Source organism: Streptomyces sp. NPDC060209, assembly GCF_042728155.1.
In the GTDB taxonomy this organism is placed as follows: domain Bacteria; phylum Actinomycetota; class Actinomycetes; order Streptomycetales; family Streptomycetaceae; genus Streptomyces.
On the sequence record NZ_JBHWZS010000137.1, the window covers coordinates 1 to 21,390 of the forward strand.

A 21,390-nucleotide genomic window follows, 5' to 3' on the forward strand; every position below is an offset into this window, starting at 1 on the left:
GGTGCCGTGGACGGTGCCCGGTTCGAAGCCGACGTTCTCCATGATGTCGATCTCACCGCTGTTGGGCCAGCCGACGCTGCCGATGTCGGCGCCCAACATCCAGAAGGCGGGCCATATGCCCTGGCCGCGCGGGATCTTCATCCTGCTCTCGACATGCCCGTACGTCTGGGTGAACTTGCCGGAGGTGTTGAGGCGGGACGAGGTGTACTCGCAGGTCCCGTACCAGCACTGGTAGTTGCCGGGATTCTCCTTGCGTGCGGTGATGACGAGGTTGCCCTGGCCGTCGAGGGCGGCGTTGCTGTTGCCCGCCGTGTAGTACTGCCGTTCGTGGTTGTTGACGTTGTCGCCGGTCTCGGTCTGCCATTTGCCGCCGTCGACGGCGGAGCCCGCGGGTCCGTCGAACTCGTCGGCGAAGGCGACGGCCTGTGCCGCCCGGGAAGCCGTGGAGGACGCAGCCGTGTGGGGGTCGGGTGCGGCCGAGGCTCCGGCGGGCAGTGCGGTCATGGCCACGGAGCAGCAGAGCAGGGACAGAGCGGTGTACAGCGTCGTACGGCGCCTCCTCGAGGGGCGACGCACGGCGTGGTGGGGGGAAGGCACAGTCATCACATCGTTTCGGGTGGGGGGATGACAGTTCTCTGGGGGGAATGACGGTCATGCGCATGACAGGTCTACGCCGAGAGGTGAACGCTTGGCGCGATCGCCCCAGGCGTATCTTTCAACACTTGATTTAAGGCAGTGGTCCGAGGCCCGTCAAGGATCTGGTCCAGACCGGGCGGGTACGGGTAGAAGTCGCCGCGACGGGGAACGGACATCCCATGCGCATCCGTACCGAAGTAGCCCTTCCCGCCACCTTTGCCGTGGCCCTGGCCCTCGCCCTGCTGACGCCGGCCTCCTCCTCCGCTGCCGCGCCCGCTCCTCCCACTTGCCGGGAGAGCAGCCTGGAGGTGACCGCTGCGGCCTCGGACCAGCCCGAGACGGTGCGGATCAGCGTCACCAACCACAGTCGGCAGGTCTGCGTCGTCGACCGCATCCCCACGGTCGTCTTCGGCGATCTGGACGGCCCCGCTCTGCCGGTGCCCGAGGGCGGGAGCGGTGCGTACCGCGTACCGGCCGGCGGTTCCGCCTACGCCGCGGTACGCACCCTGGATCCGTCGGCCACGGAGCTGCGGGTGGTGGACCGGCTGACGGTCGCCGGGAACCCCGCTCACCGCGGGCGGACCTTCGAGGCCGCCGGTCTGGGGGCGCCGGACGGGATCCGGGTCTGGGAGCCGGTCACCACCTGGTGGCACCCGTCGAGCGCGGCGGCCGACGCGGCACTCGAGCGGTACACCGGCTGACGGCTCTCCGCGCGGGCTCCACCGTTCCGCCGCCATGCGGCGTGCCGTGGGCGGCGGCACAGTGGAGACATGGACTGTGCGGGGCTCGCGCGGCCTCGGCCGGGCGGGCGCGCACCGTCCGACCGCACCGGCGGAAGGATCAGGCGTGGACAGCGAGAGCACACGGCGTTTCGTGGTGCAGATCCACGACGCCCGGCGAATGCATTTCGACTTCCGGCTCGAGGTCGACGGCGTCCTGAAGTCCTGGGCCGTTCCGCGCGGCCCGTCGGACAATCCGAGCGACAAACGGCTGGCGGTTCCGACGGATGACCACCCTCTGGAGTACCGCGAGTTCGAAGGCGTCATTCCGCGGGACGAGCAGGGCAGCGGCACCGTGATCGTCTGGGACCAGGGCACCTACCGCCCGACCAGTCACGACCTTGCGGGCGCCCCCGTCCCGTTCGCCGAATCCCTGGAAGGCGGGCACGCCACGTTCTGGCTCGACGGGGCCAAGCTGCACGGCGAATTCGCCCTCACCCGCTTCCGTATGGACGACGAGGACGGGACCCGGGGGCCGGAGGCCTGGCTGCTGATCAAGGCCAACGACCGGCAGGCCGTCCACGACCGGCCGGGCACCCCCGATCCGTACCACGCGCGCTCGGCCCGCACCGGCCGCACACTGCACCAGGTCGCCGTGGCGGACCGGGAGGGCGCCCGCTGAGAACTCACGGCGGGGGCGCCCCGTCGTCGGGCCCGGTGAGCCGCTCCAGGAGGCAGGTGTAGCGGGACCGCTTGTCGGGACGGGCATGCCCGACGGCGTGCCGCAGAGCGGGAACCGCCGCTGCGCGCATCAGCAGCAGCCCCTCGGCGGCCTCTTCGCGAACCGCCGGATGCGTGTGGTCCAGCAGAGCGACCAGCGCGGGAACAGCGGGTTCCCAGGAGGCGTGGCAGAGCGTTCTGATCGCCATGCGGCTGATGTCGGGCTGCGGATCGTCCAGCAGGACGGCGGTATGGAGCAGGTGGGCCGGCCGGTCCAGCATGGCGCGCGAGGTCCGGTGGGCGTGCAGCCTGACCTTGGGCCTGGGATGGGCCAGCAGTTCGCCGATGACCTCCCTCAGCGCGGGGTCGCGGTCCGGGGCCCGGCCGTTGTGCTCCTCCGCGAGGCGGGAGAGGGCTCTGCGGATCTGCTCAGGGCCTCCTGTACGGGCCAGGCGGAGCAGTTCCGCCCGCACGGGACGGTGGACCGCTCCGGGGGGAGCCGACGTCCGTGAAGCGGATCCCGGCCCTTCGTCCAGGAGGAGCCTCTCGGCGAGGTCGTCGCGCCCTTCCACCCTCAGCCGCTCCCGGATCCGCGTCATGTCCGGGGAGGCCAGCAGCCGCCGGCCGGTCAGCAGGTCCAGGAAACCCCATGCACCCGCCGCGAGCCGCGGCCGGAGGTGGTCCGCCAGCACATCGGCGGGCGCCCCGCGCAGGGCGTGACCGGCTTCCGTCCGGAGGCCGGCAGGGCCGTGCTCCCACCATCCGAGCAGCAGCGGGATCAACGGCACGAGATCCCAGGGCCCGAGTTGCCCGGCGAGTCTGACCACCCTGGCGGGCATGATCCCCCCATCGCTCAGCACGGCCGGATCGACGGTGACCAGCGTCTGGGCCAGGCGGGCTCCGGACGGCAGGGGGATACGTCCTCGGAGGTACACGTCGAGGACCGCCTCGGCCGGCTCCGGCTCCGGCCAGTCCAGGAGCTGCCGGGCGGCCCCCGCTCTGCGGCCGGCGTCGGGCGCGTCCAGCATGACCAGCAGCCGGGCGCGCTGCGCGGCGGAACGCGGCTGGTCGAGATCGCCGTCGCGTACGACTTCCGAAGCCGGGCCCGCTGTCTCGGCGAGCGTCCACGGCGGTACGCCCAGGGGCTGAAGGCACGTCATCCAGTCGACGAGGAGGGCTCTCACACCATCGTCGCCGGCATCGGGAAAGGCAGCCATGAGGACTCCGAGGCGCTGCCGTGAGTCCGGCGGGCACCGGTGGCCGCCGAGCCGGAACTCCACCAGTGCCCGGCGTGTGCGGAGGGCCGCGCGCAGCGTGGACCGCCAGGCCTCGGCCTCGGGCGTGGCGGGCCCGGCGTGCCGAACACCTCACGCAGCACGGCGGTTTCGGTCTCCTGGACGTCGGTGCCGAAGCGGGCGGCGGCGAGGGCCCGGTCCAGATCGTCTCTGCCCAGCACCGCATCGCAGGCACGGAGCAGCCGAAGTGCCCGCACGTGCTGCGGGGGCGACATGGCGCGTACGGCATCGGCGACCGCCATGCGCTCCGTGCCGGGCAGCCGGGGCGCCACGGCCTGGAGTACGGAGAGGAGACCGGGCCGGTGCTCCTGCTCGCCGGCGAGCCCCTCCACCAGCAACCGGGCGGAATCCGCGAAGTGCTCCGACTCGTCGGTCTGCCACGGCGCGGGGCACATCCGCAGGACGAGGCCCAGGACCCTGCCCCGGGCGGCCTCCGGCACGGACCGGGCCAGGCGCAGCCAGTCCGCCAGCATCGGCCGCAGCTCCCGCAGGAGCCGTGCCGGCAGGGCCTCCTGGCTGTCCGCCAGGCGCAGGGCGACCGGGGGGTTCCAGCCGTGGCCGATGAGCACGGCGGCGCAGGACTCCGCGTCGGACGGGTGACCGGACACCGTGATCCCGTGCCCGGCCGACAGCTCCGCGAGATCGGCGGTGGTTCCCGCCCCGAGACGGATCCGGCCGTCCGCCACCGGAGCGAGCAGGTCCGGCAGGACCTGGGAGCCCTGATCGGCCAGGGCGAGGACCGTGCGGGAGGCGAGGGCGCCGTCGAGACCTCGCAGCAGCAGCGCCCGCTCACGGGGGTCCTGGGAGCGCTCGGCGGCGGCGAGGAGCGTGGCCGTGCAGGCATCACCCAGCACCGCTCGCAGTGCGGCGACGAGCCCGGCGCGCAGCCCCGGGTTGTCGTTGCGGCCGAGCGCGCGCAGGAGGCCGGGCACGGCGGCCGGTGTCCCTGCGCGCACCAGGGTCGAGGCGGCGGTCTTCCTGATGTTCATGGTGGGGTGGGAGAGGAGAGCGGTGATCGCCGGGCAGGCCCATCGTGCCTCCGCGTGGCCGAGAGCCAGCAGCGACTGCCGTACGGTCTGGATGTCGTCGGCCCGGGTCAGCGCGATCAGGGTGGCCGAGAGGGCCTGCGCGTCCTCGCCCGCCGCGCCCGCGCCCAGGAGCGCGATCACCTGCTTGCGCACATGCGGATCACGGTGACGCAGCAGCCGGTGCACACGCGGGCGGGACTGGGTGGACGGTGCGCGCCGCAGGACTTCGAGCAGGATCGACTGCTGACGGGCCGGCAGGCCCTGCCGGTCCAGCAGGTCCAGTGCGATCCCTGCGACCAGCGCGTCGCCCGCCTCCCGGGCGTCCCGGGCGCCGAGCAGACAGGACGGCCTGATCCTGCGCCGCTCGTGAAGACGGCCGCCCAGACCGCGTACGGCGTCCAGGATCTCCTGGGGAACTACGGGTTCCTCGGCCCGGGCCGTTTCCGGGCCCGTCTCCACCGTCTCCCATGACGCTGCCAGTTCGACCACGACCCGCAGCAGCAGGCCGGTGACGGCAGGCAGGGTGGCCGCGCTGCCGTGGGCCGCGAGCGCGCACAGTGCCGCGACCGGATCGCCGGGCTCCGGACCGGCGGCCAGCAGTGCCAGTTCCCGCTCGTCCGGGGCTCCGAGGTCGGCCGCGACCGCCGGGGGCAGCGCGGTGGGATCGACACGGCCGAGGAGGTGGCGTCGAAGGTCCGGGTCGGTGTTGAGCTGCCACAGGAGTTCGAGCGCTCGGTGGCGCACCGGGCGGAGGTAGGGAGCGATGCCTCGGCCGTCGGCGTCCGGGCCGAGCGCTTCGGTGAGGGCGGCGACCGTGCGGGGTCCGCCGATGGCTTCGAGCGTGTCGAGGGCCGCCGCCGGGGCTTCGGGCAGCAGGGCGAGCACGGCCTCCTCGGCGCCCTCGTGCCGGAGTTCACGGATCGCGTCGAGAAAGGGCGCGGGTACGCGCGCGGAGGGGAGCAGGCGGGTGACGGCCGCCCCGATGGGGAGGTCACCTGTCCCCTGCCCGGCCAGGGCGACGAGCAGGACGAGCCGGCGGGGCCAGCTCGGGTCGTCCGGCGGGGCGTCGACCAGCAGGTCCAGCGTCGTCCTGCGGCAGGTGTAGAGGATGGTCGCGACCGTACGGGGATCGATCGAGTGATCGGCCAGCGCCAGGCCGACGAGGACCGGCGCCTGGGACGCCTCGGGGAAGTGCCCGCGCCGGTGGAGTCCTTGCAGGCAGCTCACCGCGGGCCCGCCGAGCAACAACGGGTCCTGGGCGGCGATGTCCAGGAGCCCGCCGACGTCATCGCGTTCCGCCAGGTCGCCGAGGAGCTCCATGGCCAGGCGTCGTAGTGCCGGAGGCGCGGTGGGGTCGGACGCCGTCCGGGGCAACAGTGCGCCGTGCCCGTGCCGGGCCGCGGCGGTGAGGGCGAGAGCCGCAGTCGGGGCAGCGTGGGAGTCGAGAAACGGGATGAAGCGGGCTGCGGGCAGAGGGGCCGACGCCGCCCAGGGCTCGGCCAGCTCCTCCAGGACGGCGGCGGCGACGACCGGGTCGACCGGGTCCCCGAGCAGCCCGGCCAGATGAGCTCTGGCGAGGTCGGGAGCCAGCAGGCCCGCGTGCAGGCCCTGCCGGATCAGCCGGACCGCCTCCGCGCGGAGGACGGGGGCTCGGGAGCCCAGGAGTTCGGCCACGAGCCGGTCCGGGCGGTGGGCGTCACCGGCGTCGATGCCGCGCACGGCCTGGTAGAGGGGTTCGCCGGGCTGCTCGTTCCGCAGCGCCGAAGGGCTGGTGAGGAGTTCGGCACGCAGCCAGGCGATCCGCACCCGCTCCTGCAGCGGTGCCGTGCGCCAGGCCGGCAGCCGCCGGCGCGGGAGGTGGATCCCGAGCCGTGCGTGGAGCCCGGCCAGGAGGAGCGACTCGTCCGGCGACTCCGGCATGTCACGCGGCAGCAGTCCCGCCAGCTCGGCCGCCTCACCGGCCGGCAGCCCGGGCCCGGCCACCCGCTGGGACAGCAGGGTGAGCCCCAGATACCGCGTACGGGCGTCCTCGTGTCCGATGAGCGGCCCGAGCTCGGAGACCGGGCATACGTCCGCGACCATGTCGCGCGCCGGACCGCCCGTGTATCGCTGCTGCATCCGCGCGTCGGTGGAGGTCGTGGTCACCGTCGGATATTAGGTGTGTACGGGCCGGCTCATCCAGTGGATACCGACGCCTCGGCGGACCGGCCGGGGCCACGTTCCCTGTCAGGTCCAGCGTGTTGAACAGCAAACCGTGCGAGCTCGCCGATTGCTGAGGGCAGTTGGACCGAACCCTGGTGAGATGCGGCTTTACGAGTCTGCCTACGGATCAGCCCGAGTGACGGCTCCCGGAGGAGGCGAGAGCAGTCGACGTCGATCGACAAAGAGCCTCAGCCGAGGAAGTCCAGCACCCGGCGCCAGGTCAGCTCTGCTGCGCCCGGGTCATGGTCCAGAAGTTCAGGGTCGGTGTAGAAGTGGCCGACGCCCGGATAGCGGAAGATCTCCAGGTCGACGCCCCGTTCCTGCGCCGCTCGGCAGAGCGCCGCAACGCGCTGGGGCGGCGCGAAATCGTCCGGCTCAGCAGCGTGCAACTGCACCCTCATACCTGGACGAATCACTGGCGGAAGATCGGCGGTCGCGTGCAGGAGAACAACGCCGGCGGCAGCTGTGCGCTCGGGCCAGAGATCGGCGATGACACCTACACCCATGGAGACACCGACGAGCACGGTGTCATCCGGCATACCACTGAGGGCCTGCCGCGCGCGATCGGCCACGGTCACCCAGCCGACCTCGTCAAGCAGCTGGAATCCCTGATCGAGAGTCGCCGCGTTCCCGCCGCCGAAGAGGTCCGGCGTTACGACCTCGTGCCCGGCGCGTCGCAGCCGCTCGGCGGCGAGGAGTTCAAACGGGCGCAGACCGAGGACTGAGTGGAACAACGCGATGTGAACCATGTCGTCATCGTGCCCCACCGGGTCGGGCGCGACCGGCTCGCTCGGCGAACAGGAACCGCACTGCGCCGGTCTCAGCATGAGGTTGCGGTCCACACGGACCCGCAGTCGAGCACTTGTGCATGGCGCCGTACCGGAGGACGGCCGAGGGGGCCAGGAGCCGGTCGCCCGAGCGCACGGCCGGCAACCACGCACGAGCTCGTCAGAAGGTGAAGTCCTTGGGCGCACCTTCGCCGACGCGGCCGTCCACTGCCTCGCGAAGGATGTCCGCGTGGCCCGTGTGCCGCGCGTATTCCTCGATCATGTCCAAGAGCATGTCGCGCACGGTGGGTGTACCACCGTCCGGCCAGGTGAAGGAGGCCGGTCCGTCAAGCCCGCGCTCCTCGATGACCTCAGCCACGAGCTCGCGTGATCGCTCGACAGCGTTTCGCCACACCGTGCAGACATCTTCCGGAGAGTCCAGCGCCCCGGTGCGCCATTCCCAATCAGGGTCGGCATCGAAGTCCACAGCGTCCCAAGGGGCTCCGTATTCACGGCCAGCCAGCTTCACAGCCAGCCAGTCCGCCTCCACCAAGGCCACATGCTTGACGAGACCACCGAGCGTCATCGAACTGGCGGCTGTGGTCGCGCGCAGATCCTTCTGATCAAGCCCTGACGTCTTCCAGGCGAAGGTCCGCCGGTTGCGCTCAAGAACTGAGCGAAGGGACTCCACCTCAGAGTCAGCCGCGGACGAAGCGGACGGGGGAGTTGATTCGCTCATGACCAGAGCATACTCAGCTGCTGCACTCGACCACCCTGGCATCCAGCAATGATCCGCAACTGCCTCAGCGCCCTCCGGCCGCGAACGGGGCGATCCGCTTACGGGGAGGCCGGGCCGACCCGGGCGGCCAGTTGACCGCGCAGCCGGGTCAGCCGGTCGATCTCCGCGTCGAGCACCGCCAGCCTCCGCGCGGCGACCCCAGGGCTCCCGGCGTCCCCCTCGCCGGAGGCACCGCACCGCTGCGGCGGATCGTCCATCAGCAGGTCGAGGCGGTCCGCGCAATGCCCCAGGTCCTCCACCGTGAGCCCCAGGGCCAGCAGTTCGCGGATGACCCGTACCCGGGCGACATCCCGTGAGCCGTACTGCCGCTGTCCCGTGGTACTGCGCGCCGGCGGGGGCAGCAGCCCTCGCTCCTCGTAGAACCGAAGTGCTCTCGGCGTGGTCCCGGCAGCCGCCGCGGCGTCACCGATCCGCATACCCCACCCCCGCTGTCGTGCCGTTCCGGTGCTACAGCTCGACCACCACCGTGCCGAGATGCCGTCCGGCCATCAAATCGTGCAACGCGCCAGGTGCGTTGTGCATGCCCCTGATCCGGACATGGGGAAAGGTGATGTCGCCGGAACGCAGCCATTCGCCGAACTTCCGGGTCCATTCGCCGTGGGCCTCCGGATGGTCCAGCCCGGTGATCCCCCGCATCGTGATCCGCTTGACGACCAGTTGGAAGGTGTCGATCTCGACCGGAGCCGTGACGCCGCCACCCTTGTCGGACAGCTGGCCCGCCAGCGTCCCGACCAGGACGAACCGGGCGCCGGGTCGCGCCGCCCCCACCGCGGCCCGTAGCTGCTCTCCCCCGACCATGTCGACAAAGACATCAATACCTTCGGGTGCCGCTTCGGCCAGCCGGGCGGACAGGGAACCCTCCGAGCCCCTCAGTACGACCGCGTCGTATCCGAGGCTTCCCGTCATCCGTTCGGCCTTGGCCGGTGAGCCCGTGCTCCCGATCACACGTCCGGCCCCGAGCAGCCTGGCGATCTGACCCGCCATGGAGCCGATCCCCCCTGCCCCGCCCGACACGAACACGGTTTCCCCTGCCCTGAGTTCCGCGACCCGGGTGAGCGCCGTGTACGCCAGGGAGCCCTGGGACAGATGTGCTGCCGGGTCGGGGAGCTCGCCGTCGCCGAGCAGGGTGCACTCCGCCGCGGGCACCACCGCGTACTCCCGCCAGCCGAGGAAGTGCGAGACCTGCGCGCCCAGGGGCGGTCCGGCGGATCCCGGCCGGGCCACGACCTCGCCGACGGCCGGGCCGAACAGCGTGTCCCCGGGAGCCACACCGGGGAAGGGTGCGCCTTCCACCCCGCCGCCGACGAGGGTGCGCAGGGCGGGGAAGACCTGGAAGTACCTGTTCCGCACCAGCACCTCCCCCTCCCCCGGCCGCGGCAGCGGGCTCTCCACGACGTGGAAGTGCTCGGGGCGCGGCAGGCCTTCGGGTCCGGCGGCGAGCCGTACCTCCCGGGACGTACGGGGCAGGGTCGGGCGTGCGGTCATGGGCGGACTCCTCGTCTGCGTGCTTCGGACCCGGCCGGCCGGAAGCACGCAGACGTTAAGCCCTCACCCGTGCGTCAGGGGCAAGGGCCGGCAGCCTCAGGATTTCTTGGCGGAGGCCAGGTGGGCGAACACCACCACGTTGTCCTCGTAGTCCTTCTTCTTCTTGTCGTAGACACCGCCGCAGGTGATCAGACGCAGCTGGGCGGTGCCCTTGTCGGCGTACACCCGCTCGTCCGGGAAGTCCTCCTTGCTGAACGTCTCGACCGAGTCGACCTTGAAGGTGGCGACGACGCCGTCCTCACGGGTGATGTCCACCGTGTTGCCCGCCTTGAGGGTGCTGAGCAGCAGGAACACGGCGGGGCCGGTCTTGGTGTCGACGTGCCCCGCCACCACCGAGGTGCCGCGTTCTCCGGGGGTGGCGCCGTTCTTGAACCAGCCCGCCAGATTCTCGTCGTCGGCGGGCGGCGCGTCCAGCTGCCCGGAGGGGCCGATCGCCAGTGGTGTGAAGGGGGCGTCGACCGCGATCGACCTGATCGAGATCCGCTTCGGGTAGGACGGGGGCAACTCGGGCGGAGCGGTGGACGCGGATGCCGACGGGGTGGGCGAGGCAGGTGCGGAGGCGGCGGGGAGGGACACCACGGCCGGGGCCGGCGGGACTCCCGCCGACGCGTCGAAGGAGTTGTAGACCAGGAGGAAGCCCAGCCCCACCGCCGCGACGGGCCACAGCAGGGAACGGCCGAGGGCAGGGGAAGGTGAATCCGGGACGGTCGGCTGCGGGGCGGCCATGCGCATGCTGCCTTTCGCGTGCGAGGGTACGGACGGCTGTACGGGGGAAATCGGCGTGGCCACCGCCCCGGGAGAGGGCGGCGGCCACGACAGATTCATTCAGTGGTGCGGGTCACCGGTCAGGCGGCCGCGGCACCCGAGGCGTTGCGGCGGCGCAGCTTGTACGCTGCCGCACCCAGGCCACCGAGCATCAGGACCGAACCGGCGGCCAGGCTGCTGCCGGAGAGCGCCATCGCGCCACCACCGGTGTGGACGCCGCCCTCGGGCTTCTCGTGCTTCCAGGTCTTCTCGCTGTCCGATCCGCTGTCGGAGCCGGACTCCTTGTCCTTCTCCCAGTCGTCGGCCGTCACGCCGGCCAGCGCGCCGCCACCGGTGTGGACGCCGCCCTCGGGCTTCTCGTGCTTCCACGAGTCCGGCTTCTCACGGTCGTCGTTGCTGCCGGAACCGGACTCCTTGTCCTCGTCCTCGGCCTTGTCCTTCTCCCAGTCGTCGGCCGAAACGCCGGCCAGCGCGCCGCCACCGGCGTGGACGCCGCCCTCGGGCTTCTCGTGCTTCCACGAGTCCGGCTTCTCACGGTCGTCGTTGCTGCCGGAACCGGACTCCTTGTCCTCGTCCTTGGCCTCGTCCTTGTCCTCGTCCTTGGCCTTGTCCTTCTCCCAGTCGTCGGCCGAAACGCCGGCCAGCGCGCCGCCACCGGCGTGGACGCCGCCCTCGGGCTTGTCGTGCTTCCACGAGTCCGGCTTCTCACGGTCGTCGTTGCTGCTGGCGGAGGAACCGCTGTCCTTGTCCCAGTCGTCCGCCGAGGTCACGGCGTATGCGGCGGGAACGGAGACCGCGAGGACCGCCGTGACGGCGGCCGATGCGAAAAGGGTGCGGGCAGAGCGCATGGGTACACAGTCCTTTCGCCACTCCCGCGCTGGCCGGCTGGTTGTCGGCTCATCGGTTCACGGGGGCGACGTGATCCACCGTCAGCTGTAATCCGGAGGCGCACCACTCGGGAGGGACGCATTCGAGCGACGCGGTGGGCCCATCGTGTGACAGGGAGCCGGATGTCACCCGTTGGACGGCACGCCACGCCGGGAGGAGGTTTGGGCGAAGATGATCATCGGTGTAGGGGGTTTCCGCGGTGCTCGTAGGATCGCCACATGAACGACATCGCACCCGAAGGCTGCTGCTCCCCCGGCCGCAGGAGGTCTGACGGCCCGTCCGGGACCGCTGCGCCCGCCCGGGGGGAATGGGCGGAACATGCAGGTCAGGCGGATCGGGCAGGCGGCCTCGCCCTGTCGCCGTCAGCCCGGAGCGGGGCGGCCGGCGACGGCATGGTGCTGCTGCCCGGCGGGTCGTTCCTCATGGGGACCGAGGACCCCGAGGGGTTCAAGGCCGACGGTGAGGGCCCTGTCCGCGAGGTGCGGGTCTCCGCCTTCCGCATCGACGCGCACGCGGTGAGCAACCTGCGCTTCGCGGAGTTCGTGTCGGCCACCGGTTACGTGACGGAGGCCGAGCGATTCGGCTGGTCGTACGTCTTCGCCGGGTTCCTGCCGGCCGCGCTCCGGCGTGGCGCGGGCCGGCCGGACGGCACTCCTTGGTGGTGCGGAGTGGAGGGGGCCCGGTGGGACACGCCCGAAGGCCCCGGCAGCGGGATCGACGACCATGAGGACCATCCCGTGGTGCACGTCTCCTGGAACGACGCTCGCGCGTACAGCCGTTGGGCCGGTGCCCGGCTGCCGACCGAGGCCGAGTGGGAGTACGCGGCCCGGGGCGGCCTGGAGCAGGCCCGCTATCCGTGGGGCGACGACCTGACCCCGGACGGAGAGCACCGCTGCAACATCTGGCAGGGGCACTTCCCCACGAAGAACACCGCCGAGGACGGCTACGCGGGCACCGCCCCGGTCGATGCCTACCTGCCGAACGCCTTCGGCCTGTACAACATGGCGGGCAATGTCTGGGAGTGGTGCCAGGACTGGTGGAGCACCGCGCACCCGGGGGTGCGCCGGAGCGACCCGCGCGGGCCGGGCACGGGGGACGCCAAGGTGATGCGGGGCGGCTCCTACCTGTGCCACCGCTCGTACTGCAACCGCTACCGGGTGGCCGCCCGTACCCGCAACACACCGGACAGCACCACGGGGAACCTCGGCTTCCGCTGCGTGCGCACGGCCTGATCCCGCCGTCATTGCGGCAACATGAATATTTTTCCGGGTCATTGACTTAAAAATCGTGCGGTCATCATGCTGGGCGCCATGCACTCACACGGTGGACCTCTCTCGCGGCTGAGGCGCGGGCACGAGGAACGCGTACTCGGCCTGCTGCGCCGGCACGGACCACAGAGCCGGGCCGAGCTCGGACGCCAGGCCGGGCTGTCGCGCACCACGCTGTACGACATAGTCGGGACCCTGGTCGCGAGCGGTGCCGTCGTGGCCGCCGCCGCGGAACCCGGTCCGCGCCGGCGTGGCCGTCCGGTGGAACACCTCACGCTCAACCCCGCGGCCGGCCAGGCCGTCGGCATCGATTTCGCCCGCCGCGCCGTCCATGTGGCCGCCGCCAACGTGGCGCACGAGGTGATCGGTTCGGCGAGCCGGGCCCACCCCCCGGGGCTCTCCTGGGAGCGGCGGGTGGAGCTGGCCGAGCGGCTGGTCGCCTCCCTGGCCGGCGGCACCCTCCGGCTGGCCTCCCTCGGCACGACCGGTGCGGTCGGGGTCGGCGTCGTCGGCCCGGTGCGGACGGCCGGAGGCGCGCCGGAGGAACCGCTGGCGACCCTGGCCGGACTGCTGGGCAAGCGGTTCGGGGCCCCGGTCCTGCTGGACAACAACACCCGGCTCGCCGCCCTCGCGGAGTCGACCTGGGGGGCGGCTGCGGCCAGTCAGGACGTGCTGTACCTGCGGCTCTCGCACGGAGTGGGCGGCGGCCTCGTCGTGAACGGTTCGCTCCACCGCGGTGTGGACGGCCTGGCGGGCGAGCTCGGGCACATCACCGCCGACCCCGAGGGCGGACCGTGCGAGTGCGGGGGCAGGGGGTGCCTGGAGACGATCGCGTCGATCGGGCCCGTCCTCGCTTCCTACCGCGCACTGGGCGGACGCGCGGACGACGTCCCGACGCTCCTGAGGGCGGTCGAGAACGGCAACCCGGCGGCGCACGAGGTGCTGCGGGCGGCCGGAACCAGGATCGGCGCGGTGCTCGCGGGGGTCGTCAACGCGGTCGGCCCGGGTGTGATCGTGCTGGGCGGTGAACTGGCCCGGGCCGGTGAGGCGCTGCTCGCCCCCGTGCAGGAGGCACTCGACGCGCATGTCCTGCCGCTGGCCCGCGGGCGCGTGACGCTGCTGCCCGCCGGTCTCGGCGAGGCGGGCGGGGCGCTCGGCGGAGTGGCCCTCGCCCTCCATGAATCCCCTCTGCTCGCCCGCTACCCGGAACCGGGCAGCGAAGACCTTCCCGAGGACGCCACATGAGTTCCACGGAGACACCCGTCAAGCGGGACGCTCCCGTACGGGAGAACGCGGTACGCACCCGCGAGCCCCGGCGGAAGGGCATACGCGTCCCCGCGATCGCCCTGAATCTGATCGCCCTGGTGGCAGGCGTCGGCGTGTGGGCGTGGCTGGCCTCGCTCGGGGTGCAGGCGCTGCCGGGACCCGCCGCCGTGGCGGGCAGGGCGGGCGAGCTGATCGCGGACGGCACGCTGGCCGAAGACACGCTGGCCAGTCTGCGGCGTGTGCTGACCGGCTTCGCGCTGGGCACCCTGCTGGCCGTGCCCGTGGGCTTCCTGATGGGCTGGTACCCGGTGGCGCGCGGGCTGCTGGAACCGTACGTCCAGTTCTTCCGTACGGTGCCGCCGCTGGCGATGATTCCGCTGGCCATCGTGCTGTTGGGCATCGGCGAGGTTCCCAAGGTGTTCGTGATCTTCCTGGCGGCGTTCCTGTCGAGCGTCGTGGCCGCCTTCCAGGGCGTCGTGGGCGTCGACAGGACACTCATCGACGCGGCGCGGGTGCTGGGCGCCCGTGACGGGACGATCTTCCTCAAGGTGGTCGTCCCCGCCTCCGCGCCGTTCATCCTCGTCGGGATGCGGATCGGGCTGGGCTCCGCCTGGGGAACCCTCGTCGCGGCGGAGCTGATCGCCGCGCAGGAAGGGCTCGGCCACCGAATGCAGACGGCTCAGCTCTACTACGACCTCCCCACCATCTTCGTCGGTCTGATCACCATCGGCCTGCTCGGCCTTCTGATGGACCGGCTGCTGCTGCTCGCCGAACGACGCCTCACCCGTTGGCAGGAGACCCGATGAACCCCAAGATCTCCTTCCGGAACGTCTCACGGACCTTTCCACTGAAGAAGACCACCTTCACCGCCCTGGACGAGGTGTCGCTGGACATCGGTGACGAGGAGTTCGTCACCGTCGTCGGCCCGTCCGGGTGCGGCAAGAGCACCCTGCTCAATCTGGCCGCCGGGCTCGCCGCCCCGACCTCCGGCGAGGTCCTCGTCGACGGGCGGCCGGTCACCGGTCCCGGTCCGGACCGCGGGGTGATCTTCCAGCAGTACGCGCTGTTCCCCTGGCTGACCGTGCGCGGCAACGTCGAGTTCGGGCTGAAGCTGGCGTCCGTGCCGGCCGTGGAACGGAAGCTGCGGGCGGAGCGCGCCATCGACCTGGTCGGCCTCACCGACTTCGCCGACGCGCTGCCCAAGACGCTGTCGGGCGGGATGAAGCAGCGCTGCGCCATCGCCCGCGCCTACGCCGTCGATCCACAGGTACTGCTGATGGACGAGCCCTTCGGCGCGCTGGACGCGCTGACCCGGGTCCAGCTCCAGGACCAGCTCCTGGACACCTGGAGCCGGGACCGGCGCACCGTCCTGTTCATCACGCACGACGTGGACGAGGCCGTGTATCTCGCCCGGCGCGTCGTGGTGATGGCCGCGCGGCCCGGCCGGATCCAGTCGGTCATCGACGTGGACCTGCCCTATCCGCGTACCGAAGCCATCCGGCTCTCGCCCGAGTTCGCCCGGATCCGCAACGCCGTGTGGACCGCCGTGTACCACCAGACCCCGGCCGCCCCGGCCGCCTGAAACCCACCCGTCTCCCGCTCCCACGAACTCTTTTAAGGAACCTTGCGCCATGCGTCTACCTCAGCGCGCCCTGACGGCGGCCGTCGCCGTGTCCGCCCTGGCACTCTCCGTCACCGGATGCTCCGGCGACTCGTCAGCCGACGGCGCCTCCACCGTCCGCTTCGGCTACATCAGCGACTACAACGGCGCGAGCCTGCTGGCCATCGCGGACAAGCAGGGGCTGTGGAAGGAGGAGGGGCTGAACCCCGAGTACTCGACGTTCACCAACGGCCCGCTCCAGATCCAGGCGCTGGGGTCGGGCAACCTCGACTTCGGCTACATCGGCCCCGGCGCCATGTGGCTGCCCGCGTCGGGCAAGGCGAAGGTCGTCGCGATCAACACGCTCGCCCGTGCCGACCGGGTCATAGCCCAGCCCGGCATCAGCTCCATCGAGGACCTCAAGGGCAAGAAGGTCGGTGTGCCCGAGGGCACCTCCGGTGCGATGGCACTCAATCTCGCCCTTCAGAAGGCGGGGATGTCGGAGAAGGACATCGAGAAGGTGCCGATGGACCCGTCCACGATCGTCTCGGCCTTCGTCTCCGGGCAGATCGACGGAGCGGGCCTCTGGTATCCGCTGATCGACACCATCAAGGCGAAGAAGCCGGGGCTCAACGAGGTCGCGAGTACGGCGGACTTCAAGGACCGGGCGTTCCCCACCGCCTTCGTGGCGCCCGCCAAGAGCGACGAGAAGCTCAACAGCAAGGTCGTCAAGGTCCTCCAGAAGGCCAACGACTGGCGCGCCGAACACCCGGACGAGGCCATCGACGCGGCTGCTTCGCTGCTGAAGATCGACCGCGCCAAGGTGGCGGCGGACGCGGCCAACGTGGAGACGCTGTCCACTGCCGATCTGGTGGCCAGGACCGAGGACGGCACCGTGGACGGCTGGCTGGACGGGCTCGGCGAGTTCTTCGTGGACACGGGCCAGCTCAAGAAGGCTCCGGCGGCGGACACGTACTACGAGGGTGACCTCTACACGAAGGCGTACAAGAAGTGAATCTGCTGTTCCTGATGACCGATCAGCACCGGGTGGACACCCTCGGCTGTTACGGCAACCCGCACGTCGCCACACCGAACCTGGACCGGCTGGCCGCCACCGGCACGCGCTTCGACCGCTTCTACACGCCCACCGCGATCTGCACCCCCGCGCGGGCGAGTCTGCTCACCGGGCAGGCGCCCTTCCGTCACAGGCTGCTCGCCAACTACGAGCGCAACGTGGGCTATCTGGAGGACCTGCGCGAGGACGCCTTCACCTTCCCTGAGGCGCTCGCCGCACGCGACTACCGGCTGGGTCTCATCGGCAAGTGGCACGGCGGGACCCACCGCAACGCCGCCTCGTACGGTTTCGAGGGCCCCGACCTGCCGGGCTGGCACAACCCCGTCGACCATCCGGACTACCTGGCGTATCTGGAGGAGCACGGGCTGCCCCCGTACCGCATCTCCGAACCGATCCGGGGCACGGCCCCGGGCGGGAACCCGGGGAATCTCCTGGCCGCCCGGCTGCACCAGCCGGTGGAGGCGACGTTCGAGCACTATCTCGCCACCCGCGCCATCGAACACCTGGAACGGTACGCGGCCGGCGACGAGCCGTTCTTCCTGGCCACGCACTTCTTCGGCCCGCATCTGCCCTATCTGCTGCCGGACGCCTACTTCGACCTCTACGATCCGGAACTCGTCGAGCTGCCGCCGTCCATCGCCGAGACCTTCGAGGGCAAACCGCCGGTGCAGCGCAACTACAGCGCGCACTGGGCCTTCGACACCATCCCGATCGAGACGACCCGCAAGCTGATCGCCGTCTACTGGGGCTACGTCACCCTGATCGACGAGCAGATCGGGCGCATCCTCACCCGCCTCGACGAGCTGGGGCTCAGCGAGGACACCTCCGTGTTCTTCACCGCGGACCACGGCGAGTTCACCGGCGCGCACCGGCTCCATGACAAGGGACCGGCGATGTACGAGGACATCTACCGCATCCCCGGCATCATCCGGATCCCCGGGGCCGCCCCGCAGGTCAGGGACGAGCTGGTCAGCCTCACCGACTGCACCGCGACGATCCTCGAACTCGCGGGCTGCGACCCGTCCCCCGCGGTGGACAGCCGCAGCCTGGTTCCACTGGTGAAGGGAGAGGACCCGGAATGGCCGGGCGAGCTGGTCGCGGAGTTCCACGGTCACCACTTCCCCTACCCGCAGCGGATGATCCGCGACGACCGCTACAAGCTCGTCGTCAACCCGGAGTCCGTCAACGAGCTGTACGACCTGCGGGCGGACCCGCACGAGCTCAGCAACCGGTACACGCACCCCGAGTTCAAGGAAGTGCGGGCCAGGTTGATGAGGCGGCTGTACGAGCTGCTGCGGGACCGGGGCGACAACTTCTACCACTGGATGACGTCGATGTACGACATCGGCGCCTCCGACTACGACCCGAGCCTCAGCGCCTTCGAGAACGATGAGACGACCTGGACCGCGACCGCGGATCCGGGCGGGACCCTCACGGAGACCTCATGAGACGCACGCGAACGGCCCGCGGCCGCCTCCTTCCCCGGTGGGCGGCCGGGGCGGCCGCCCTGGTCTGGCTGCTCACCCTCGCTTCCGCTCCGTCGCACGGCGCACAGAGCCGTCCTGCCGCCGCGGCGACGTACACCAACCCGGTGTCCACCGGAGCCGTCGACACCTTTCCCGACCCCGCGATGATCCGCGGCAAGGACGGCCTCTGGTACGCCTACGGCACCCAGAACCCGGTCATGCAGAGCAAGGGTGAGGACGGGGAGCGCATGCTGCCGATCCTGCGCTCGGCCGACATGGTGACGTGGGACTACGCGGGCGAGGTCTTCACTCCCGCGAACAAGCCGGCCTGGCACAACGGTTCGCGGCTGTGGGCGCCCGAGGTGCGCTACGCCCTCGGCCGGTACTACCTCTACTACTCCGTACCCGGGCGCAACACCGTCGGACTCGTCACGTCCACCTCACCGACGGGCCCGTGGACGGACCGGGGTGCCGTGCTGCCCTCGCCGAGCGGCTGCCCGGCGGGCAACATCGACCAGGCGCAGTTCACGGACACGGACGGCACCCCCTACCTGTACTGGGGCAGTTACGACACGATCTGCGTCGCGAAGCTGAACGCCGACCTGACCCGGACCGAGGGCGAGGTCACACAGGTGGCCCGCGGGCGCCGGGTCGAGGGCGGCTTCGTCGTGCGGCGCGACGACTTCTACTACCTCTTCTACTCCGACGCCGGCTGCTGCGACGGCGCGTACAGCGGCTACCAGGTGAAGGTGGGCCGGTCCACCAGCCCCACCGGCCCGTTCACCGACGACGAGGGCACCGATCTCATGGCCCTCACCAGCAAGGCGGGCGTGGTCGCCGGGGCCAACGGCAACCGGTGGATCGGCCCCGGCCACAACTCCCTCCAGACCGACCTCTCGGGCCAGGACTGGCTGGTCTACCACGGCATCCCCGCCGAGTCGCCGGACCTCGCACCGGCCTCGAACGGCACCCTGAAGCTGACCCGGCGCCCGATGCTCATCGACCGGCTCGACTGGATCGACGGCTGGCCCGTCGTACGGGCCGGAGCGGGACCGTCGGACGGGCCGACCACCGCGCCGGTCACCTCGTGGGCGGCCGGCGGAACCTTCAACGAGGGCGGCCTGACGGGCTGGCGCGCCGAGGGCGCCGCCACCACCGGCTGGTCCACCGCGACCGATCCGGCCGCACGCGACCACGCGGTGCACACCCCCGGCTCTTCCCGGACGGACGCCGCGTACCTCGTCGCCGACGGGCGCGCCCCCGCGGACCTGCGGGCAGAGGCGGACCTGAAGGTGACGGAGGCGGGCGGCGCGGCCGGGCTCACCGTCGCCTACCGGGACCCCGGCAACAGGATCGTGGCCTGGCTCGACCGCGCGCGGGGTGCGCTCGTCACCGACGTACGCGTGGGCGGCAGGAGCCGTGGCGAGCAGGTCACCGCGCTGCCGTCCGCATTCTCCTGGGACACCTGGAACAACGTGTCCGTGGAGATACGCGGGAAGCGGCTGACGGCCGAGGTGACCGGTGACCGGCTGCGGGATCCGGTGGCTCTGCAGTCCCGCGACCTGCCGGCCGCGTCCGTGCGCAAGGGGGCGGTGGGCGCCGCCGCGCGAGGTGCGGGTGCGGCGGCGGACAACGTGGGTGCGGCCGCGCTGTACCGGCCTGTGACGAAGCGGGTCGCCGTCGCACCGCCGGGGCGTCTGCTCCCCGGTCACAGCGACGAGTTCGACACCGCCACGGTCCCGGGCACGGGTGCCGGTTCCCCCTGGCAGTGGGTACGCGGGCCGGCCGCGGGGGTCACCATGACCGGCGGCGCGCTCTCCTGGCCGACGCAGAACGCGGAGCTCCACCTGGGCAACAACACGGCCTCCGTGCTGCTGCGGGACGCACCCGAGGGCGACTTCACGGTGGAGACGAGACTGCGGTTCGCTCCCGACCAGGCGGCCCAGCAGGCCGGTCTCATCCTGTACGAGAACGACGACCGGTGGTTCAAGCTCGTCCATTCCGTGCTGCCGCTCACCAACGGCGACGGCGCCGTGCTCGATGTGAGCGAGTTCGGCAAGGAGGGCGAGCGCCCCACCACCACCCCGCCGACGTCTGTGGCCAACGCCCCGATGTTCGGGGGCCCCACGGCCGACACGATGTGGCTGCGGATGTCCTATCACCACGACACCGCGCACGGGGAGCACGAGGTACGCGCGTCCACCAGCCGTGACGGCGTCCACTGGTCCGCGGGCGGGACCTGGACCCTGCCGGTGCGTGGCGCGCTGAAGATCGGCCTCGTCTCCCACAACCGGTCGGGGGCGACGGCGGACTTCGACTACGTACGGACGTACGCCGCCCGGTGAATCCATCCGCCAATTCCTGAACCCATGCTCCGTCAGATCTCACGTTGCGTCACCGAGGAGGACCACCAGGAGGGGTCATCACTACGGCGCAGTCATCAGTTCTTGTCGACAACAGGCCCTGATGTACCTGTTGTTGCACATCTCTTGACGCGTTCGTAACAAGGGTGGAGTATCTCGCACAGCCGGAGAGAGCGCTCTCCGGCTGTGCGCGTCGTGTACCCGCCCCACGACAGAGGAGACCCCCCGTGTACGCACCTCCGAACCTCCACAGACCCCCGCTCGCGCCGACCGGAAGACGCAGCGGCGTGCTGGCCGTCATCGCCGGTCTCGTCCTCTCGCTCCTGGCCTTCATCCCCCAGTCCCCCGCCAGCGCCGCACCCGCGCTGCTCTCCCAGGGGAAGACGGTCACCACGTCCAGCCAGGAGAACGACGGCACTCCCGCTGCCGCGGCAGTGGACGGGAACAACGGAACGCGCTGGTCGAGCGCCTTCTCCGACCCACAGTGGATCAAGATCGACCTCGGCGCCGCAGCCTCGGTGAGCCAGATCGTGCTGCGCTGGGAGGCGGCCTACTCCTCCGCCTACCGGATCGAGTTCTCCTCGGACAACAGCAGTTGGAGCACCGCCTACTCCACCACCACGGGCCCCGGCGGCACCGAGACCCTCAACGTCTCCGGCACCGCCCGCTACGTCCGGCTGACCGGCACCGCGCGCGCCACCGGATACGGCCATTCCCTCTGGGAGTTCCAGGTCTTCGGCACGACCGGCGGCGGCGACCCGCAGATCCCCGGCGGGGGTGACCTCGGCCCCAACGTGCTGGTCTTCGACCCCTCGACTCCGAACATCCAGGGCAAGGTCGACGAGATCTTCAAGAAGCAGGAGTCCGCGCAGTTCGGCACGGGCCGCTATGCACTGATGTTCAAGCCGGGCACGTACGACAACATCAACGCCCAGATCGGCTTCTACACCTCCATCGCCGGACTCGGCCTCAAGCCCGACGACACCAC

19 protein-coding genes are annotated in these 21,390 nt (G+C 71.2%); 10 read left to right on the forward strand and 9 right to left on the reverse strand.

Annotated elements, in window-relative coordinates; translation table 11 throughout:
* Positions 1–603 (reverse strand): glycoside hydrolase family 16 protein (locus ACFWFI_RS24240; RefSeq protein ID WP_387393925.1); only part of this gene is annotated, 603 nt, incomplete at its 3' end.
* A 212-nt stretch (positions 604–815) separates the two neighbouring features.
* Between ACFWFI_RS24240 and ACFWFI_RS24245 the strand changes: the two genes are divergently transcribed.
* Both ACFWFI_RS24245 and ACFWFI_RS24250 read left to right on the forward strand, forming a co-directional pair.
* A complete protein-coding gene (locus ACFWFI_RS24245; RefSeq protein WP_387393927.1) occupies positions 816–1,337 on the forward strand; it encodes a DUF4232 domain-containing protein in 522 nt (173 codons plus the stop codon).
* Positions 1,338–1,371: 34 nt separating this feature from the next.
* Positions 1,372–2,037 carry a DNA polymerase ligase N-terminal domain-containing protein gene (locus ACFWFI_RS24250; protein ID WP_387393929.1) on the forward strand — a complete coding sequence of 222 codons (666 nt, stop codon included), beginning with the start codon at positions 1,372–1,374 and terminating at the stop codon, positions 2,035–2,037.
* 4 nt (positions 2,038–2,041) lie between these two features.
* Here ACFWFI_RS24250 and ACFWFI_RS24255 read toward each other — a convergent pair whose 3' ends face one another.
* The 8 genes from ACFWFI_RS24255 to ACFWFI_RS24290 all read right to left on the reverse strand — a co-directional run bounded on the left by ACFWFI_RS24255 (position 2,042) and on the right by ACFWFI_RS24290 (position 11,324).
* The gene (locus ACFWFI_RS24255; RefSeq protein ID WP_387393931.1) at positions 2,042–3,292 is read right to left on the reverse strand and encodes a HEAT repeat domain-containing protein; all 1,251 of its coding nucleotides are present in this window, start codon (positions 3,290–3,292) and stop codon (positions 2,042–2,044) included.
* Positions 3,256–6,543 carry a HEAT repeat domain-containing protein gene (locus ACFWFI_RS24260; protein ID WP_387393933.1) on the reverse strand — a complete coding sequence of 1,096 codons (3,288 nt, stop codon included), beginning with the start codon at positions 6,541–6,543 and terminating at the stop codon, positions 3,256–3,258. The genes ACFWFI_RS24255 and ACFWFI_RS24260 overlap by 37 nt, the downstream gene beginning before the upstream one ends.
* Before the next feature lie 245 nt (positions 6,544–6,788).
* Positions 6,789–7,349, reverse strand: coding sequence for a dienelactone hydrolase family protein (locus ACFWFI_RS24265; protein WP_387393935.1), 561 nt, complete (start codon positions 7,347–7,349; stop codon positions 6,789–6,791).
* A gap of 199 nt (positions 7,350–7,548) precedes the next feature.
* The gene (locus ACFWFI_RS24270) at positions 7,549–8,106 is read right to left on the reverse strand and encodes a DinB family protein (protein WP_387393937.1); all 558 of its coding nucleotides are present in this window, start codon (positions 8,104–8,106) and stop codon (positions 7,549–7,551) included.
* A gap of 98 nt (positions 8,107–8,204) precedes the next feature.
* The gene (locus ACFWFI_RS24275; RefSeq protein ID WP_387393939.1) at positions 8,205–8,582 is read right to left on the reverse strand and encodes a MerR family transcriptional regulator; all 378 of its coding nucleotides are present in this window, start codon (positions 8,580–8,582) and stop codon (positions 8,205–8,207) included.
* Positions 8,583–8,613: 31 nt separating this feature from the next.
* Positions 8,614–9,651, reverse strand: coding sequence for an MDR family NADP-dependent oxidoreductase (locus tag ACFWFI_RS24280; protein WP_387393940.1), 1,038 nt, complete (start codon positions 9,649–9,651; stop codon positions 8,614–8,616).
* 96 nt (positions 9,652–9,747) lie between these two features.
* Positions 9,748–10,437, reverse strand: a complete 690-nt coding sequence (locus tag ACFWFI_RS24285) for a class F sortase (protein ID WP_387393942.1) — start codon at positions 10,435–10,437, stop codon at positions 9,748–9,750.
* Positions 10,438–10,556: 119 nt separating this feature from the next.
* Complete coding sequence (locus ACFWFI_RS24290) at positions 10,557–11,324, reverse strand: hypothetical protein (protein ID WP_387393944.1); 768 nt, start codon at positions 11,322–11,324, stop codon at positions 10,557–10,559.
* Positions 11,325–11,756: 432 nt separating this feature from the next.
* Here ACFWFI_RS24290 and ACFWFI_RS24295 point away from each other — a divergent pair, with 432 nt between their 5' ends.
* The 8 genes from ACFWFI_RS24295 to ACFWFI_RS24330 form a co-directional block, all read left to right on the forward strand.
* Complete coding sequence (locus ACFWFI_RS24295) at positions 11,757–12,596, forward strand: formylglycine-generating enzyme family protein (RefSeq protein ID WP_387393960.1); 840 nt, start codon at positions 11,757–11,759, stop codon at positions 12,594–12,596.
* Positions 12,597–12,662: 66 nt separating this feature from the next.
* Positions 12,663–13,877: an ROK family protein gene (locus ACFWFI_RS24300; protein ID WP_387393946.1), complete on the forward strand. Its 1,215-nt coding sequence runs from the start codon at positions 12,663–12,665 to the stop codon at positions 13,875–13,877.
* On the forward strand, positions 13,874–14,704 hold the full coding sequence (locus ACFWFI_RS24305; protein WP_387393948.1) for an ABC transporter permease: 831 nt from the start codon (positions 13,874–13,876) through the stop codon (positions 14,702–14,704). Before ACFWFI_RS24300 ends, ACFWFI_RS24305 begins: the two co-directional genes overlap by 4 nt.
* Positions 14,701–15,480 (forward strand): ABC transporter ATP-binding protein, encoded by a 780-nt coding sequence (locus ACFWFI_RS24310; protein ID WP_387393950.1) that lies wholly within the window; start codon positions 14,701–14,703, stop codon positions 15,478–15,480. Before ACFWFI_RS24305 ends, ACFWFI_RS24310 begins: the two co-directional genes overlap by 4 nt.
* 49 nt (positions 15,481–15,529) lie before the next feature.
* The gene (locus ACFWFI_RS24315) at positions 15,530–16,513 is read left to right on the forward strand and encodes an aliphatic sulfonate ABC transporter substrate-binding protein (protein WP_387393952.1); all 984 of its coding nucleotides are present in this window, start codon (positions 15,530–15,532) and stop codon (positions 16,511–16,513) included.
* Positions 16,510–18,021 (forward strand): sulfatase-like hydrolase/transferase, encoded by a 1,512-nt coding sequence (locus tag ACFWFI_RS24320; RefSeq protein WP_387393954.1) that lies wholly within the window; start codon positions 16,510–16,512, stop codon positions 18,019–18,021. The genes ACFWFI_RS24315 and ACFWFI_RS24320 overlap by 4 nt, the downstream gene beginning before the upstream one ends.
* Complete coding sequence (locus ACFWFI_RS24325) at positions 18,018–20,384, forward strand: family 43 glycosylhydrolase (protein ID WP_387393956.1); 2,367 nt, start codon at positions 18,018–18,020, stop codon at positions 20,382–20,384. Before ACFWFI_RS24320 ends, ACFWFI_RS24325 begins: the two co-directional genes overlap by 4 nt.
* A gap of 245 nt (positions 20,385–20,629) precedes the next feature.
* Positions 20,630–21,390: discoidin domain-containing protein (locus ACFWFI_RS24330; RefSeq protein ID WP_387393958.1), on the forward strand; the 761-nt coding region annotated here is incomplete at its 3' end.

Coding starts and splice junctions, on each gene's coding strand:
- ACFWFI_RS24295 (WP_387393960.1), top strand. CDS start 11,757: ATGGTGCTGCTGCCCGGCGGGTCGTTCCTCATGGGGACCGAGGACCCC.
- ACFWFI_RS24265 (WP_387393935.1), bottom strand. CDS start 7,349: ATGGTTCACATCGCGTTGTTCCACTCAGTCCTCGGTCTGCGCCCGTTT.
- ACFWFI_RS24255 (WP_387393931.1), bottom strand. CDS start 3,292: ATGGCTGCCTTTCCCGATGCCGGCGACGATGGTGTGAGAGCCCTCCTC.
- ACFWFI_RS24310 (WP_387393950.1), top strand. CDS start 14,701: ATGAACCCCAAGATCTCCTTCCGGAACGTCTCACGGACCTTTCCACTG.
- ACFWFI_RS24275 (WP_387393939.1), bottom strand. CDS start 8,582: ATGCGGATCGGTGACGCCGCGGCGGCTGCCGGGACCACGCCGAGAGCA.
- ACFWFI_RS24300 (WP_387393946.1), top strand. CDS start 12,663: ATGCTGGGCGCCATGCACTCACACGGTGGACCTCTCTCGCGGCTGAGG.
- ACFWFI_RS24245 (WP_387393927.1), top strand. CDS start 816: ATGCGCATCCGTACCGAAGTAGCCCTTCCCGCCACCTTTGCCGTGGCC.
- ACFWFI_RS24250 (WP_387393929.1), top strand. CDS start 1,372: ATGCGGCGTGCCGTGGGCGGCGGCACAGTGGAGACATGGACTGTGCGG.
- ACFWFI_RS24270 (WP_387393937.1), bottom strand. CDS start 8,106: ATGAGCGAATCAACTCCCCCGTCCGCTTCGTCCGCGGCTGACTCTGAG.
- ACFWFI_RS24315 (WP_387393952.1), top strand. CDS start 15,530: ATGCGTCTACCTCAGCGCGCCCTGACGGCGGCCGTCGCCGTGTCCGCC.
- ACFWFI_RS24305 (WP_387393948.1), top strand. CDS start 13,874: ATGAGTTCCACGGAGACACCCGTCAAGCGGGACGCTCCCGTACGGGAG.
- ACFWFI_RS24280 (WP_387393940.1), bottom strand. CDS start 9,651: ATGACCGCACGCCCGACCCTGCCCCGTACGTCCCGGGAGGTACGGCTC.
- ACFWFI_RS24290 (WP_387393944.1), bottom strand. CDS start 11,324: ATGCGCTCTGCCCGCACCCTTTTCGCATCGGCCGCCGTCACGGCGGTC.
- ACFWFI_RS24285 (WP_387393942.1), bottom strand. CDS start 10,437: ATGGCCGCCCCGCAGCCGACCGTCCCGGATTCACCTTCCCCTGCCCTC.
- ACFWFI_RS24325 (WP_387393956.1), top strand. CDS start 18,018: ATGAGACGCACGCGAACGGCCCGCGGCCGCCTCCTTCCCCGGTGGGCG.